Here is a 14,232-nt window from a genome sequence, read left to right on the forward strand (position 1 = left end):
GGCGAGCATAACTGAACGTGTTTCAGTTCCCGTGGTCTTGTAAAGAGGGAAGTCACCCGCGGGCGTCATCGCCGGGCTCGGAGTCCAGCGCTTCCTGCACCCGGCGCCGGGCGCCGGCCAGGTGCTCTTCACACCGCTTGGCCAGCTGCTCGCCCCGTTCCCACAGGCTCAGCGACGCGTCGAGATCCATCCCGCCCTGCTCCAGCCGCTGCACCACATCGATCAGCTCGTCGCGGCATTGCTCATAGCCAAGCTCACTAACGGGTGTCACCGGATCGGCTTGCTCAGCTGCCATCGCTGGGTCCTTCAAGAAGTCGCCCCTCACTCGTTGCCGCGACGGCCCCGTCGGCCACCCGGATTCGCAGTCGGGTGCCGGCCGCCGCATCGTCGACCGACCGCAGTACGTGCGGCCCCGCCGCGCCGACAGTCTGGACGACCGCGTAGCCGCGCGCCAAGGTCGCGGCCGGGCCCAGGGTAGCCAGCCGCGCCGACAGGTGCCCCACCCGTTCGCTCTGGACGGCGATCAGCCGGGCGACATCACGGCGCACCGCGGCCAGCGCCCGCCGCACCTCTTCGCCGCGCTCGGTCAGCGCGCGCAGCGGGTCGGCCAGCACCGGCCGGCTACGCAGCTGCATCAGCACCCGGTCCTCGCGCACCACCCAGTTGCGTACGGCCTGCGCGCTGCGTCGCCGCAGGTCATCGACCAGGGCCTGTTCGGCGGCGGCGTCCGGGACGATCCGCTTCGCCGCATCGGTGGGGGTGGCTGCGCGCAGGTCGGCGACCAAATCGCACAACGGGCTGTCGGGTTCGTGACCGATCGCGCTGACCACCGGGGTACGGCACGCCGCGATGGCCCGGCACAGGGTTTCGTCGGAGAACGGCAGCAGGTCCTCGACGCTGCCGCCGCCGCGGGCCAGCACGATCACCTCCACGGCCGGGTCGGCGTCCAGCTCGCGCAGCGCCTCGACGATCTGGGTGACGGCGGTCGGGCCCTGCACGGCGGTGTTGCGCACCGCGAAGCGCACCGCTGGCCACCGGGTGCCGGCCACCGCCATGACATCGCGCTCGGCGGCACTGGCGCGCCCGGTGATCAGGCCGATCGTGCCCGGCAGGAATGGCAGGGGCCGTTTGAGTCGTGGATCGAAGAGTCCCTCGGCGTCCAGCAGCCGGCGCAGCCGCTCGATGCGGGCCAGCAGCTCACCGATGCCGACGGCACGGATCTCGGTCAGGCGCAGCGAGAAGGTGCCCCGGGCGGTGTAGAAGTTGGGTTTGCCGCAGACCACCACCTGGGTGCCTTCGGTCAGCTTGACCGGCGCTGAAGCCACCAGTTCGGGGCTGCACGTCACCGTCAGGGACATGTCGGCGGCGGGGTCGCGCAGCACCATGAACACCGTCCGCACGCCCGGGCGCAGGTTGATCTGGGTGAGCTGCCCTTCCACCCACACCGATCCCAGCCGGTCGATCCAGCCCTTGACCCGGATGGCAACCGCGCGGACCGGGAACGGGGTCTCGGCGGATTCGCCCGGCGCGGGGGCGGTCACTTTGCGGTGGTGCGGGTGATCCTGTTGGCCAGCAGCGTCTGGAACGGTGCCCGGGCCTTGGTGGCCTCTTCGTAGGCGAGCAGGGTCTCCAGCTCGTCGAGGCTGAGCGAGGCCAGCCGGGCCCGCAGCTGGGCCAGGGTCAGCGAGCCGTAGTCCAGTTCGTCGACCAGGTCGGGGACGGGCACGTCGGAGCTCACGGTCTTGCTCGGCGCGCCGTTCTCCACGGGCGGGGTAGCCCCGTCCTCGCTGAACGAATAGAGGGCGAACCGCCCGTCGGTACGCGGGCTGGCGTCGTCGTCGTCATCGAAGGTCACGGCCGCGCCGTCGACGCTGTCCTCCACGTCGTCGTCGAAGGTCGCCCACTCCGGTTGCTCATCCTTCGGCGGGAACAGCGACTCGAGGGTGGTGTCGCCCTTGTTGACCAGCTCAGCCATACCCTGCTGCCAGCGCATCACCGCGTGCGCGGCCTGGCTGGCCAGCGTCATCGGGTAGGTCAGGATGGTTTGCGGCAGCTTCAGGGTCTCCTCGACCGCGACGGTGGCCGCGCCGACCAGAAGCCGGACTCCAAAGGGTGCGTTTGCCATGGCCCCCAGCCTGCCTTACCTGCCGGTCATCTCCAAGTATTGACCGGCCTGACGCGAGCTGGCGGTCTCGTGTCGGCAGACCGTACGCTGGTTGCCATGCCCCAAACCGTCGACGTGGAGATCGCCTACAGTTCAGCCGCGCGGGCGAGCGGCGCCCCCGCCGGTAAGCGGGTGCTGCTGGCGGAGCCACGCGGGTACTGCGCGGGCGTGGACCGGGCGGTCGAGACCGTCGAGCGGGCACTGGAGAAGCACGGAGCTCCGGTATACGTGCGGCACGAGATCGTGCACAACAAGCATGTGGTGGACACCCTGACGAACAAGGGCGCAGTCTTCGTGCACGAGACCGACGAGGTCCCCGAAGGCGCGATCGTGGTGTTCTCCGCGCACGGCGTGGCCCCGACCGTGCACGAAACGGCCGCCGACCGCAACTTGCGGGTGATCGACGCGACCTGCCCGCTGGTGACCAAGGTGCACAACGAGGCCAAACGATTCGCCCGCGACGGCTACGACATCCTGCTGATCGGCCACGCCGGCCACGAAGAGGTCGTCGGGATCATCGGCGAGGCCCCCAACGACGTGCAGTTGGTCGACGGGCTGGACGCGGTGGACTCGGTGCAGGTCCGCGACGAGAACAAGATCGTGTGGCTGTCGCAGACCACGCTCAGCGTCGACGAGACGATGCAGACGGTGCTCAAGCTGCGTGAACGGTTCCCGAACCTGCAGGACCCGCCCAGCGACGACATCTGCTACGCCACCCAGAACCGCCAGACCGCGGTCAAGGCGATGGCCCCGGAGTGCGAGCTGGTGATCGTGGTGGGCTCGCGGAACTCCTCGAACTCCTGCCGACTGGTCGAGGTGGCGCTGGGTGCCGGTGCGCGCGCGGCCCACCTGGTGGACTACGCCGAAGACATCGACCCGGCGTGGCTGGCCCCGGAGGCCGGTGAGGTGCAGACCATCGGCGTCACCTCGGGTGCGTCGGTGCCGGAGATCCTGGTCCGCGGTGTGTTGGAGCGGCTGGGCGAGTACGGCTACGGCACGGTGTTCCCGGTGGCCACCGCCAATGAGACCCTGGTGTTCGCCTTGCCCCGCGAGATCCGGCCGAGTCGCCGCTAGCGTTCGGCGCTAGCTAGACGTCGAACTCCCAGGAGTCGACGTCATCGCGCGGTTGACGGGAGCGGGCGCGGGGTTGCGCCTCGGCCTCGTCGGCCCCGGACCTGCGGTAACGCACCTGAGAAACGGGATGCCGAGTGTCGGTCCCGTTGCCGCGCCCCTCGCCACCTGTCGGGGCCGGTCGGCGCCGGGGCATCGACTCGGGTGCGTCGGAAGGGCGGTAGCTGCGCGGATGCGGATCCCGGTTAGTCCGCGAGAGCGGGTCACCTGAGCGCGGTGAGTCCTGGGGCGGGCGCGGACGCCGCCGCGGCTCGTCTTGCCAGTCCGGCGCCGGCCGCCGGCGGGGTTGGCGCTCATCGTGCGCCTCGGGAGCCGGGCGTCGCCGCCGCTGCATGGGTTCGTCGCGTCCGTCGGCTGCCGGGCGGCGGCGCGGGCGTGGTTGCTCGGCGGCGCGGGCGTCCATCTCCGGCCGGACGTGCCGCGAACGTGTCGGCGCCGAGCCGTTGGCTGCGCCGCGGCGCTCGGTGGAGCGGGTGCGGGAGCGGGACCCGGAGGCCGCGCGCGCGGCCCGACGCGATTCCGCGGTGGCGCGGCGGGGGCGCTGGCCCGGGCGCTCCTCGCGGGAGGCGGGCTGCTCAATGGCGTGCGCTGGGTTGCGGGTGAGGGCCGAGGTGAGCATGACGCCGATGCGGTCGCTGAGCGTGGCCCGCTTCGGGGTGGCGTCGTCCGCGGTATCGCGCTTCGTGGTCCCGCCCAGCATCCCGAGATACCAGCGAACCATCCCGATCAGCAGCACGGCCGCGGCCGTGAACAGCATCAGTGGGAATCGTTCGATCAGGGGATAGCCGCAGTTGATGACGATGGCCTTGAGGCCGGGAAATCCGCCGCCGCGCAGCAGCCAGTATGCGCTGGGCACGCTGACGAACAGGATCAGCGGGGGCTGGACCACCGTCGTGAACACGGCCGATTGCTGCACCATGAGCACCGCGGCGATACAGCCCATCGCATAGAGCGCGGAGAAGACGATGGTCAGTTCTTTGTCGCCGGAGCCGGCGTCGAACGCCACCCCGATCGCGGTCGCGACCACCGCCACGGCCACGGCGCTCCACCACGGCAAACCGGCGATGCTCGGCAAAATCGAACGGTGGTCAGCGGCCACTGCCGACTTCTCCCGCGCTACTGCCACACACTGACGGTACCGGCTGACGGCGGCGGGGGCGCACGGCGGCACGCCCCGGGCCTTAGACTTGGCTACCCGTGAGCCTGAGTCTCGGAATCGTGGGGTTGCCCAACGTTGGTAAGTCGACCCTGTTCAACGCGCTGACACACAACGATGTGTTGGCCGCCAATTACCCGTTCGCGACGATCGAGCCGAACGAGGGTGTGGTGCCGCTGCCCGACCCCCGGCTGACCAAGCTGGCCGAGATCTTCGGCTCCGAGCGGATCCTGCCCGCGCCGGTGACGTTCGTCGACATCGCCGGCATCGTCAAGGGCGCCTCGGAAGGGGCCGGGCTGGGCAACAAGTTCCTGGCCAACATCCGCGAGTGCGACGCCATCTGTCAGGTGGTGCGGGTCTTCGCCGACGACGACGTGGTGCACGTGGACGGCAAGGTGGACCCCGAGGCCGACATCGAGGTGATCGCCACCGAGCTGATCCTGGCAGACATGCAGACCCTGGAGAAGGCGATCCCGCGGCTGGAGAAAGAAGCCCGCAACAACAAGGACCGCAAGCCCATGCACGAGGCCGCGGTGGCCGCCGCGGCGATCCTCGACACCGGCAAGACCCTGTTCGCCGCCGGGGTGGACACCGCGCCGCTGCGCGAGCTGAACCTGCTGACCACCAAACCGTTCCTCTATGTGTTCAACGCCGACGAGTCGGTGCTCACCGACGCGGCGCGGGTCGCCGCGCTTCGCGAGCTGGTGGCCCCGGCCGACGCGGTGTTCCTGGACGCCAAGATCGAAGCCGAGCTCGCCGAGCTCGACGATGAGTCGGCCATGGAACTGCTGGAGTCGATCGGGCAGAGCGAGCGCGGCCTGGATGCCTTGGCGCGGGCCGGTTTTCACACCCTGAAGTTGCAGACCTACCTGACCGCCGGGCCCAAGGAGGCACGGGCCTGGACCATCCACCAGGGCGACACCGCGCCCAAGGCGGCCGGGGTGATCCACACCGACTTCGAGAAGGGCTTCATCAAGGCCGAGGTGGTCTCCTACGACGACCTGGTCGAGGCCGGATCGATGGCCGCCGCCAAATCCGCCGGCAAGGTGCGCATGGAGGGCAAGGACTACGTCATGGCCGACGGGGACGTGGTGGAGTTCCGGTTCAACGTGTAGGTGGACTGTGTGCGCGTTAGCGTCTAGCGCATGGCCATCAAACTCGAGAACGTCGGCATCGCGGTGGACGACCTCGAAGCAACAATTGCCTTCTTCACCGACCTCGGTTTGACACTCGTCGGACGTGACACCGTGAGCGGCGAATGGACCGACATCGCGGTGGGTCTCGACGGTAACCACGCCAACATTGCGATGCTCCAGACGCCGGACGGCCAGGGCCGCATCGAGCTGTTCGAGTACATCCACCCCCGTGCCATCGAGTCGAATCCGACGCGTCCGAACGAAATTGGTATGCACCGCGTCGCCTTCTCGGTCGACGACATCGACGAGGCTCTCGGTGTAGCCGCGAAGCATGGATGTCACCCGCTCCGCGGCGTGGCCAACTACAACGACGTGTACAAGCTCACCTATGTCCGCGGTCCCAGCGGAATCATCGTCATGCTCGCCGAGGAGCTGGGGAACACCTGACTTCTGATGAGCTGGTCGTTTAAACCGATGGTTGATGCCGGTGATTTCGATGGTGGCGGCGAAGCGGACGGCGACTTTGTCATGGCGGGTGACGCAGGCACGGCGGCGCGAGTGACGTTGCTTACCACGGGTTTGCCGCGAGCGGGCCGGGGGCGGGAACGGGTCGCGCGTTAAATCCTCGAAACATCGGGTGCGCAACGGGTCAATAGGCGGTTAGCTGTCGGTAACTGCCGATGGAGGGAGCGCCGAATGGTTGCGCGTAAGCCTCGATTGCGGACGGTCTCGGATGATCCGGTCCGAGTCGAATACCGAACCGTGCACGGATATCGCCGGGCGTTTCGAGTGGCCGGGGACGGGCCGCCGCTGCTGCTGATCCACGGGATTGGAGACAATTCGTCGACCTGGGGTCCGCTGATCCCGCTGCTGGCGCAGAAGTACACGGTGATCGCCCCGGATCTTCTCGGTCACGGGCTCTCGGATCAGCCGCGCGCCGACTATTCCGTCGCCGCGTTCGCCAATGGCATGCGAGATCTGCTGTCGGCCTTGAATTTTGACCGGGTGACGGTCATCGGGCACTCCTTGGGCGGCGGGGTGGCGATGCAGTTCTGCTACCAGTACCCACAGATGGTTGAGCGGCTGGTGCTGGTGGCCGCCGGCGGTGTGAAGCGCGAGGTCAACCCCGCACTGCGGCTGGCGTCGCTGCCGGCCGCACCGCAGGCGCTAGCCGCACTTTCAGTGCCAGGATTTGAGACAGCGCTTCGGATGGTTCGGGGGCGGATCGACAAGGTGACCCTGCCGGCGCTTCTGGTCGATCTGCCCGAGATCCTGCGGGTGCTCGGTGATTTGAGTTCGCCGAACAAGCGGGCGGCGTTCGTGCGGACGCTGCGCGCGGTGGTGGACTGGCGCGGGCAGATGGTCACCATGCTCGACCGCAGTTATCTGACCGAACGGCTCCCAATCATGATCGTCTGGGGGACCCACGATCTGGTGCTGCCGTATTCGCACGCCAAGCTCGCACACGCCGCTATGCCGCATTCGCGGCTGGAAACCTTCGTCGATTCCGGTCATTTCCCGTTCCGTGACGACCCGCTGCGGTTCGCCGACCTCGTCGACGACTTCATCACCAGCACGGTGCCGCTGGATTTCGACCTGGAACGGTGGCGTCGGCTGCTCACCGACGGAGCGCCCGAGCCAGGGGTGGCCGGTCCGGATGAGGAGTTGCGGCGCGCGTTGACCGACGGCCGCAGCGTCACCTGACCCGCGGGTTCTGGCCTGATAACCGATGGTCTGAATGCCCCGAATGGGGAAGGATAGCGCCAGCAGCGGCGGTTCGCCCGCAGAGAAGTCGCCGACGCGTGTCTCGCCGGTGACCTCACCGCGACGGCGATAGGGGAGGCTCATCCTCATGTCGGTGGTTGAGGCGATCTACCTGGTCGCGGCGGTGCTGTGGATTGTCGTGGTGGTGGCCGCGGCGTGCCTCGGAGGCCACTACCTGATCAAGCTTCGTGCCAGGCGGCGCCAGGTGACCGGGCTGATCGACACCGTCCGGCTGTCCATCGAGCGCGCCATCGTCCCGTACCGGGCAGTGGCCGCCGGCGGTGCCGCCGTTCTTCGGCGGGTAGTTGCCGGCAGCGGCTTCCTCGGGCGCATCGCTCAGTTGATGATGACGTCGATTCCCTCTGCCCGCATCGCCGCCAACCGGTCACGCCACTCCTGAAGGGCTTCGGGTGTCAGTCGTGGCCAGTCGTGGATCTCTTCGACGACCCGCAGCGGTTCGCTGCTGCGATAGGAGCGGGTCGGATTGCCGGGGAACTTCTTGTCGGTGACGTTCGGATCGTTCTCGTACTCTCCGGTCGGTTCGACCCGATACACCCGTGGCGCGCCGTGGCCGGCGGCGAGCTCGGCCGCTAGGCCAGCACCGTCGTGCAGGGCGGTGAAATAGATGTGGTTCATGACGATTTCGGGGCGGTAGTTGGAACGGAAGCCCGGGAGGAGTAGATCCCCAACCGTCAGGTCAGCCTTGGTGCCGTGGAAGAACGGGCCTTCGTCGTCGATCGCGTCCATTGGATCGAGGCTAGCGAATCGCGGCGGCTATTCCCCTGTGACGGCGCCGCACACGGAATACGCTCGCACGATGATCTATCGCTGGTTGGTACGCAGACAGGCTGCGGCTGGGTGGCAACGACTGTCCGAGCAGCGGTTCGACGAAACGCCCCTGGCCGATGACATGCACTTTGTCTTCCTCGGTGACCACGAGTTGGCCGCCGACCTTCGCGGGGCCGAGACGGTGCGCAACTGGCTACGCGATCAGCTGCTTGCCCGGCTGCCGAACCTGCGGTTCGTTGTCGATGAGACGCTCGTCGAAGGCGGGCCCTGGTCGACCCGCATAGCGACCCGCTACCACACCGAGCAAGACGGCCGGCTCGTCTATCGCGGTACGTACTTCGGGCGCGTGGTGTGGGGCAAGGTCGTTGAGGAGGTCATTCTTCCTGACACCAAAGCGCTTTCGGCCGCGCTTGCCCGGTAACCTGACCGCGGTGCGGATTCGTGACTGCGTCGGCCCGGCCGACTATCCCCGGCTGGTGGCGATCTGGCGCAGCGCCGTCGACGCGACGCACGATTTTCTGGCAGAAGCCGACCGCGCGGCCATCGAAAGCCAGCTGGCGGACAACTACTTTCCCGGGGTTCGTCTCACCGTCGCTGAAATCGACGGTGAGCCGGTGGGTTTCGCCGGCACGGCGGGGGAGAACCTGGAGATGTTGTTCGTCCACGCTGATGCTCGCGGCCACGGTGTCGGGACAGCCCTGCTCGATCATGCGATCGCCGAGCCGCAGGTCCGCTTGGTGGACGTCAACGAGCAGAACGAGCAGGCGGTCGGGTTCTACGTTCGACGCGGCTTCGTCGTCATCGGGCGCAGCGAGCGTGACGACGCGGGTCGGCCGTACCCGTTGCTGCACATGGAAGCACTGCTCACACCGGTCCTGAGCTATCTGGACGAGAACCGGCCGGGCGAGCTGGCCGGGGCCTACCTCTACGGTTCGGCGGCGACCGGCGGGCTGCGGCCGGACAGTGACGTCGATCTGCTGGTCCTCACCCGCGAGTCGCTGTCGGAGTCCGAGCGGGCTTCCCTGGTTTCCATGTTGCTGAGTGCTTCCGGGTGGCGCGGGCACGCTGCGCAGTTCCCCGAGATCGCCGACCGGCGGCCATTGGAGCTGACCAGCCTCGTGGTGGCCGATGTAGATCCGCTGCCGCAGACACCCAGGCGCGACTTCCAATTCGGCGAATGGCTGCGCGTGGAGTTGCTGGACGGCCAGATGCCGCCTGCCGTTGCCGATCCCGATGTGGTCGTGCTGCTCGCCACCGCCCAGAGCGCTCACCGGGTCTTGCGCGGCCGGCCGCTCGAAGATCTCGTCGCTCCGGTGCCGCCCGAGCGTCTCCGGAGCGCCCAGCTCGCGTTGTTGCCCGAGCTCCTGAACGATCCGGCGGGCGAGGAGCGGTTCTTCCTGCTGACCTTGGCTCGCATGCTGGTCACCATCGAGACCGGGCACATTGTCCCCAAGGACGTTGCCGCGCAACGTGTCGCGCCGAGACTGACGGGACAGGATCGTGCGCTGCTGGAGCTTGCCGGGCAGGACTATCTCGGCCTCGCCCAGGTGAACTGGGGCGACCACTACGAGCGCGTCGTGGCGTTGGTGCCGACGCTGGTCGGGCTGATCCGAGAGGCTGCTGACGTCGCGGCGGGCGACTGAATCGCGATCTGCAACCAGGTTCGGCGGCCGCTGTTAGGCTCCGGAAAAGTGGGCAAAAAGTTGGCCCACCTATCGCGATGGAGACGAAAATGCGAGGTCAAAGAATTGCGATCTTGGCGGGAGTGTTAGCTGGCGGTGCGATGGTGCTGGCCGGTCCGGCCTGCACCGATCCGCCGAGCGGCAGGTACCACGTCACCGGGCAAGGCCTGCAGGACGATTTCTACTGGGAGCTCAGCTCGTGCGGTCCGGACTGCCTGACCATTGCGCCGTCGGGCCAGCTGCACAGGCAGGGCAATGCGTGGGCGGGCACCACGACCGGCGGCTGTAAGACCACTCTCGACGAGTCTTCGCTTACCGGTACCTATCAGTGTCCGATGCTTCCGCCGATCGACATCACGTTGGTCAGCGCCGGCTGAGACCGGGGAAGCCCGATCACGCTGAGCGAAATCAGCGTGAAGTGACGGCTACCAGATGACGGCGAGCCCGGCGGCGGTCAGGGCCAGCGCGCCCGCGGCGTAGAACAGCGGGCGAGGGGCTTCCCCGCCAGACTTGCGCTGCCGGGCCCGGCCGATGCCCAGCACGGCACCGAGGGCGATCAGGATCACCAGCTTGATCTCGATCTTGGGGTAGTTGAGCACCACGCCGGCGGGCCAGGGCGCGGCCAGCGCGAGTCCGGTCAGCAGCGACAGCACCACGCCGTAGTCCATCACCGGGGTGAGCTGGAAGCGCCGTGCCGCGGCTTCGGCGATCAATGCCCCGAAGGTCACCGCGAATCCGACGATGTGCAGCAGAACTATTACGTGCCGTAGTACCTCCACGTCGCTCAGGCTAGCCCCTGGCGGCGGCAAATGGTATTCCTTCCGGCGACCTGGTGGTCGCGTCGTTCGCCGACCTGTCGGAGGGGTCTCTACCCTTACCGGCATGACTTCTTCGACAACTCGCCTGGCCGCCGTCGTCGCCGCCACCAGTGACCCGGCTGCCGCCGACCCCGCCGGCTCCCAGGTGGTCTTCCGTGCCTCGGCCGTCGCGCACGACGCAGTGGCCAGCACCATCACCATGGGCCGCTACAGCGTCGAGGTCGACGAACCGCCGGCGCTCGGCGGTGAGAACACCGCCCCCAACCCGGTCGAGTACTACCTGGGTTCGCTGCTATCCTGCCAGGTGGTCACCTGGCGGTACTGGGCCGAGAAGCTCGGTATCGCGGTTGACGAGATCACCGGGCGGGCCGAGGGAGACCTCGACGTGCGCGGGTTCTTCGGCCTGGACGACTCGGTGCGCCCCGGCTTCAAAGAGGTGCGGGTGGTCGTCACAGTGACCGGCCCGGAAACCGAGGAGCGCTACCGCGAACTGCACGAGGTCGTCGAAAAGCACTGCCCGGTACTGGATCTGACCACCAATGTCACCCCGGTGCGCAGCACGCTGGAAATCGGGTAGCGGCGATGATCTTCATCGTGGTCAAGTTCGCGGTCAAGCCGGAGTGGGCCGAGCGCTGGCCGCAGCTGGTGGCCGGCTTCACCGAGGCCACCCGTGCCGAGCCGGGCAACCTGTGGTTCGACTGGTCGCGCAGCCTGGAGGATCCGAACGAGTACGTGCTCGTCGAGGCTTTCCGCGACGGTGAGGCCGGCGGCGCGCACGTCAACAGCGACCATTTCAAGAAAGCCATGTCCGACATGCCGCAGGCGCTGGTGTCGACGCCGAAGATCATCAGCCAGCAGATCGACGCGACGGGCTGGTCAGAGATGGGCGAGCTGTCGGTCTAGCGATTTCGGCGCGCTAACTCCCGCTGAGCGGGCGAAACCGCGCCGAAATCGCAATCAGCGCACCACGACGATCTCCCGGCCCAGCTGATAGCCGGGGGTCAACGGCAAGATATCGCCGCTCCAGAATGACCCGGGGTCGAACCAGTTCGAATTCTTGTCGGTCGACAGCAGGCCCATCTCCTCATAGGTGATGGCCACCGTCTCGGCGCAGTACGCGGTCTGCAACGCGACTTTGTTGTTGCGGGCCTTGCGCCGCTGGCTGATCTCGTGAACCTTGCGGTCCAGAAACGGGATGCCGCGGGTCCAGTCGCTGGCGGTCGGCAGCCGCCCGCGCAGCCACCGGCCGGTCAGCCGCGCGGTGGTGGGAAACGCGGTGCCGTCCATCCGCGCGATCGCCTGCAGCAGGTGGTTCTCCTGCTTGCGGGTGATGGTCCCGCTGAGCTGGCGAAACCAGCAGCGCTGCTCGTAGCGGCCCATCCACTGTTCGACGGCGGCCCGGGCGTCGTTGAGCTGCACGCCACGGTGATTGGTGCCGGTCCAGAAGTCGTGCAGCTTGTCGCCGAGCTCGGCGTGCCAGATCAGCGGCGGCAGGTCATCGAGCGCCACCGTCATCCCGACGTGGTTCACCGGAGAGTTGGACAGCGTCTGGATGGCGCGGTCTGGCCCGGAGCGGCCCCGGAACAGCCAGATGTCGCCGGTGCGCGTCTCAGCCAGCGCCCGCTCCAAAGTCACGGTGTGTTCGTCCACGCTCAGCACCATAAAGTGTGAGCGTGCGCAGCATCTGGAAATGGATCGGCCTGGCGGGCGTGGTCGGGGTTGCCGCCGGGGGAGTGCTGGTGGCGCGGGACCAGCGGCGGCGACGGGCCTACACGCCCGACGAAATCCGCGCCCGGCTGCATGAGCGGCTGGCCGAGGCCGGCGGCGAGGACTAACGCGGACTATTCCGTGGTGACGTCGACCGCGTAGAGGCGGTGCGTGCCGGCGAAGCCCTTCAGCTCGGCGTCGCGGCCCGCGCCGACGGTGATGTCGTCGCATTCCTTGACGGCGTCGCGCACCGGTCCACTGATCAGGATCTGGCCGCCCTCGGCGGCCGCGGCCACCCGAGCGGCCATCGCGACGTTGCGTCCGAACAGGTCGTCACCGCGGCGCACCGAGCGGCCCATATGCACCCCGATCCGGACCCGGATCGGGTGCTGCGGTTTGCGCCCGCGGCGCGAAGCCAGCGCGTGCTGGATGTCGATGGCGCAGCGCACCGCTTGGTCGGGCTGGGCGAAGGCGATCATGAAGCCGTCGCCCTGGCTCTTGACCACATGCCCGGAGTGCTGGGCGACCAGTCGTTGCACCATCTCGTCGTGCCGGGCGATCAGCTTCACCCACGCGCGATCGCCGATCCGCTCGTTGAGCGCGGTGGACCCCTCGATGTCGGTGAACAGCACCACCACATGCCCGTTCGGGGTCATCCGGGCCAGATCGGGGCGCTCCACCTCGGCCCAGTCCGCGAGGTCTTCGATCGAACTGCGCACGGCCGCACCGAACCCCTGCTTGCGCACCAGGTTCGCGGTCTGCCACACCGTCTTGACGGCCTCACGTCCGCCGGCCAGCAGAAGGTTGCGGGTGTCGACCCGACCGCGCAGCGCATCGATCTCGGCTTGGGCCGTCCGCAACTGTCGGGTCAACACGGCCAGGGCGATGGCCTCGGTGACCGCCACCGCCGCCAGCACACCGGCCGCCAGCAGCGTCGGCGTCAACCATCCGATGCCGAACATTCAGCCCGACACGAACTCGACGACGGCCGCGCTGAAGGCATCGTTGTCGTCGCCGGCCGCGGTGTGCCCGGCGTCGGACAACTCGACCAGGCGCGCGCCGGGCACCTTGGACAAGAAGTCGGCGACACCCTCGGCGCTGACCACGTCGGACAACTTGCCGCGGATCAACAGGATCGGGATCTGCAGCCCCATCGCGGCGGCCTCGATCTTCTCGGTGCGCAGCGCCGGATCGTCGCCGGGTTTGGTCATCAGCGCCGGATCCCAGTGCCAGTACCAGCGGCCGTCGCGGAACCGCAGATTCTTCTTCAATCCCTCGGGGCTGCGGGGTTTGGCCCGATGCGGCAGGTATGCGGCCACCGCGTCGGCGGCCTGCTCCAGGGAGTCGAAGCCGTCGATGTGGCTGAACATGAAGTCGCGGATCCGGGCGCTGCCGTCCTTCTCGTAACGCGGCACCACGTCGACCAACACCAACTTGGTCACCCGCTGTGGCCCGGCCTCATCGGCCACCAGGATGCCGGTCAGCCCACCCATACTGGCCCCGATCAGCGCCACCGGCCGGCCGATCGCCTCGATCACGGCGACGGCGTCGGCGGTGAGCGTCTCGATGGCGTAGTCGGCGTTCGGTGCGCGGTCGCTGTCGCCGTGGCCGCGGGTGTCGAGCGCGACGACGTGATAACCGCGGTCGGCCAGGATCTGGCCGGTCTTGTGCCAGGAGTGCCGATTCTGACCACCGCCGTGCAGCATCACGATCGTCGGATGCTCGGCGGCCTCGGTGGCGCCCCGGTTCCACTCGTCGGCGACCAGCGTTACTCCGCCGACGCCGTCGTACTCGACGGTCTGGGCTGTGCGCATCTCAAGATGGTAGATAGTTTGAACGACAGGGCGGACAGAAACGCCTGCCCGGCCCGGTCTTGGGGGTATGT

Annotated in this window: 20 protein-coding genes; 11 read left to right on the forward strand and 9 right to left on the reverse strand. The window is 68.1% G+C overall.

Going from position 1 to position 14,232, the window contains the following annotated elements:
- Positions 1-52: 52 nt before the first annotated feature.
- Genes ACKY0W_RS05615 through ACKY0W_RS05625 form a run of 3 tightly spaced genes read right to left on the reverse strand, consistent with a single transcriptional unit; the run spans position 53 to position 2,125 of the window.
- Positions 53-295 (reverse strand): exodeoxyribonuclease VII small subunit, encoded by a 243-nt coding sequence (locus tag ACKY0W_RS05615; RefSeq protein WP_409436732.1) that lies wholly within the window; start codon positions 293-295, stop codon positions 53-55.
- A complete protein-coding gene (xseA, locus tag ACKY0W_RS05620) occupies positions 285-1,541 on the reverse strand; it encodes an exodeoxyribonuclease VII large subunit (RefSeq protein ID WP_409436733.1) in 1,257 nt (418 codons plus the stop codon). Before xseA ends, ACKY0W_RS05615 begins: the two co-directional genes overlap by 11 nt.
- Positions 1,538-2,125 carry a lipid droplet-associated protein gene (locus ACKY0W_RS05625; RefSeq protein WP_409436734.1) on the reverse strand — a complete coding sequence of 196 codons (588 nt, stop codon included), beginning with the start codon at positions 2,123-2,125 and terminating at the stop codon, positions 1,538-1,540. The genes xseA and ACKY0W_RS05625 overlap by 4 nt, the downstream gene beginning before the upstream one ends.
- A gap of 96 nt (positions 2,126-2,221) precedes the next feature.
- Between ACKY0W_RS05625 and ACKY0W_RS05630 the strand changes: the two genes are divergently transcribed.
- Positions 2,222-3,238 carry a 4-hydroxy-3-methylbut-2-enyl diphosphate reductase gene (locus ACKY0W_RS05630; RefSeq protein ID WP_406758727.1) on the forward strand — a complete coding sequence of 339 codons (1,017 nt, stop codon included), beginning with the start codon at positions 2,222-2,224 and terminating at the stop codon, positions 3,236-3,238.
- A gap of 13 nt (positions 3,239-3,251) precedes the next feature.
- Here the strand turns inward: ACKY0W_RS05630 and ACKY0W_RS05635 are convergent, their stop codons facing one another.
- Entirely contained in the window at positions 3,252-4,421 is a 1,170-nt protein-coding gene (locus ACKY0W_RS05635) for a DUF6542 domain-containing protein (protein WP_409436735.1), read from the reverse strand.
- Between the two features lie 71 nt (positions 4,422-4,492).
- On the opposite strand from ACKY0W_RS05635, the gene ychF reads away from it, so the two are divergent.
- From ychF to ACKY0W_RS05655, 4 genes are all read left to right on the forward strand, one after another.
- Positions 4,493-5,566 carry a redox-regulated ATPase YchF gene (gene ychF, locus ACKY0W_RS05640; protein ID WP_409436736.1) on the forward strand — a complete coding sequence of 358 codons (1,074 nt, stop codon included), beginning with the start codon at positions 4,493-4,495 and terminating at the stop codon, positions 5,564-5,566.
- Positions 5,567-5,596: 30 nt separating this feature from the next.
- Positions 5,597-6,034 carry a VOC family protein gene (locus tag ACKY0W_RS05645; protein WP_409436737.1) on the forward strand — a complete coding sequence of 146 codons (438 nt, stop codon included), beginning with the start codon at positions 5,597-5,599 and terminating at the stop codon, positions 6,032-6,034.
- A 249-nt stretch (positions 6,035-6,283) separates the two neighbouring features.
- Positions 6,284-7,291: an alpha/beta fold hydrolase gene (locus ACKY0W_RS05650; RefSeq protein WP_409436738.1), complete on the forward strand. Its 1,008-nt coding sequence runs from the start codon at positions 6,284-6,286 to the stop codon at positions 7,289-7,291.
- A 148-nt stretch (positions 7,292-7,439) separates the two neighbouring features.
- A complete protein-coding gene (locus ACKY0W_RS05655) occupies positions 7,440-7,751 on the forward strand; it encodes a hypothetical protein (protein ID WP_409436739.1) in 312 nt (103 codons plus the stop codon).
- Here ACKY0W_RS05655 and arr read toward each other — a convergent pair.
- Positions 7,688-8,098: an NAD(+)--rifampin ADP-ribosyltransferase gene (gene arr / locus ACKY0W_RS05660; RefSeq protein WP_409436740.1), complete on the reverse strand. Its 411-nt coding sequence runs from the start codon at positions 8,096-8,098 to the stop codon at positions 7,688-7,690. The two genes, ACKY0W_RS05655 and arr, sit on opposite strands and share 64 nt — an antisense overlap.
- A gap of 70 nt (positions 8,099-8,168) precedes the next feature.
- On the opposite strand from arr, the gene ACKY0W_RS05665 reads away from it, so the two are divergent.
- The 3 genes from ACKY0W_RS05665 to ACKY0W_RS05675 all read left to right on the forward strand — a co-directional run bounded on the left by ACKY0W_RS05665 (position 8,169) and on the right by ACKY0W_RS05675 (position 10,199).
- On the forward strand, positions 8,169-8,561 hold the full coding sequence (locus tag ACKY0W_RS05665; protein WP_409436741.1) for a nuclear transport factor 2 family protein: 393 nt from the start codon (positions 8,169-8,171) through the stop codon (positions 8,559-8,561).
- A 10-nt stretch (positions 8,562-8,571) separates the two neighbouring features.
- Positions 8,572-9,783 carry an acetyltransferase gene (locus ACKY0W_RS05670; protein ID WP_409436742.1) on the forward strand — a complete coding sequence of 404 codons (1,212 nt, stop codon included), beginning with the start codon at positions 8,572-8,574 and terminating at the stop codon, positions 9,781-9,783.
- Between the two features lie 113 nt (positions 9,784-9,896).
- On the forward strand, positions 9,897-10,199 hold the full coding sequence (locus ACKY0W_RS05675) for a hypothetical protein (protein WP_409436743.1): 303 nt from the start codon (positions 9,897-9,899) through the stop codon (positions 10,197-10,199).
- Between the two features lie 48 nt (positions 10,200-10,247).
- Here ACKY0W_RS05675 and ACKY0W_RS05680 read toward each other — a convergent pair whose 3' ends face one another.
- Positions 10,248-10,601, reverse strand: coding sequence for a hypothetical protein (locus ACKY0W_RS05680; protein ID WP_046283854.1), 354 nt, complete (start codon positions 10,599-10,601; stop codon positions 10,248-10,250).
- 103 nt (positions 10,602-10,704) lie between these two features.
- On the opposite strand from ACKY0W_RS05680, the gene ACKY0W_RS05685 reads away from it, so the two are divergent.
- Together ACKY0W_RS05685 and ACKY0W_RS05690 are read left to right on the forward strand one after the other, a co-directional pair.
- Complete coding sequence (locus ACKY0W_RS05685; protein ID WP_046283855.1) at positions 10,705-11,217, forward strand: OsmC family protein; 513 nt, start codon at positions 10,705-10,707, stop codon at positions 11,215-11,217.
- 5 nt (positions 11,218-11,222) lie between these two features.
- Positions 11,223-11,543, forward strand: coding sequence for a putative quinol monooxygenase (locus ACKY0W_RS05690; protein ID WP_409436744.1), 321 nt, complete (start codon positions 11,223-11,225; stop codon positions 11,541-11,543).
- A 54-nt stretch (positions 11,544-11,597) separates the two neighbouring features.
- Here the strand turns inward: ACKY0W_RS05690 and ACKY0W_RS05695 are convergent, their stop codons facing one another.
- The gene (locus ACKY0W_RS05695) at positions 11,598-12,302 is read right to left on the reverse strand and encodes a guanylate cyclase (RefSeq protein WP_409436745.1); all 705 of its coding nucleotides are present in this window, start codon (positions 12,300-12,302) and stop codon (positions 11,598-11,600) included.
- An 11-nt stretch (positions 12,303-12,313) separates the two neighbouring features.
- Between ACKY0W_RS05695 and ACKY0W_RS05700 the strand changes: the two genes are divergently transcribed.
- Positions 12,314-12,475 (forward strand): hypothetical protein, encoded by a 162-nt coding sequence (locus ACKY0W_RS05700; RefSeq protein ID WP_109519456.1) that lies wholly within the window; start codon positions 12,314-12,316, stop codon positions 12,473-12,475.
- Positions 12,476-12,481: 6 nt separating this feature from the next.
- On the opposite strand, the gene ACKY0W_RS05705 is transcribed toward ACKY0W_RS05700, so the two are convergent.
- Positions 12,482-13,309, reverse strand: a complete 828-nt coding sequence (locus ACKY0W_RS05705; RefSeq protein WP_409436746.1) for an adenylate/guanylate cyclase domain-containing protein — start codon at positions 13,307-13,309, stop codon at positions 12,482-12,484.
- Positions 13,310-14,161, reverse strand: a complete 852-nt coding sequence (locus ACKY0W_RS05710) for an alpha/beta fold hydrolase (RefSeq protein WP_409436747.1) — start codon at positions 14,159-14,161, stop codon at positions 13,310-13,312.
- Positions 14,162-14,232: the final 71 nt, after the last annotated feature.

Source organism: Mycobacterium sp. SMC-14 (genome assembly GCF_046250075.1).
Lineage (GTDB): Bacteria > Actinomycetota > Actinomycetes > Mycobacteriales > Mycobacteriaceae > Mycobacterium.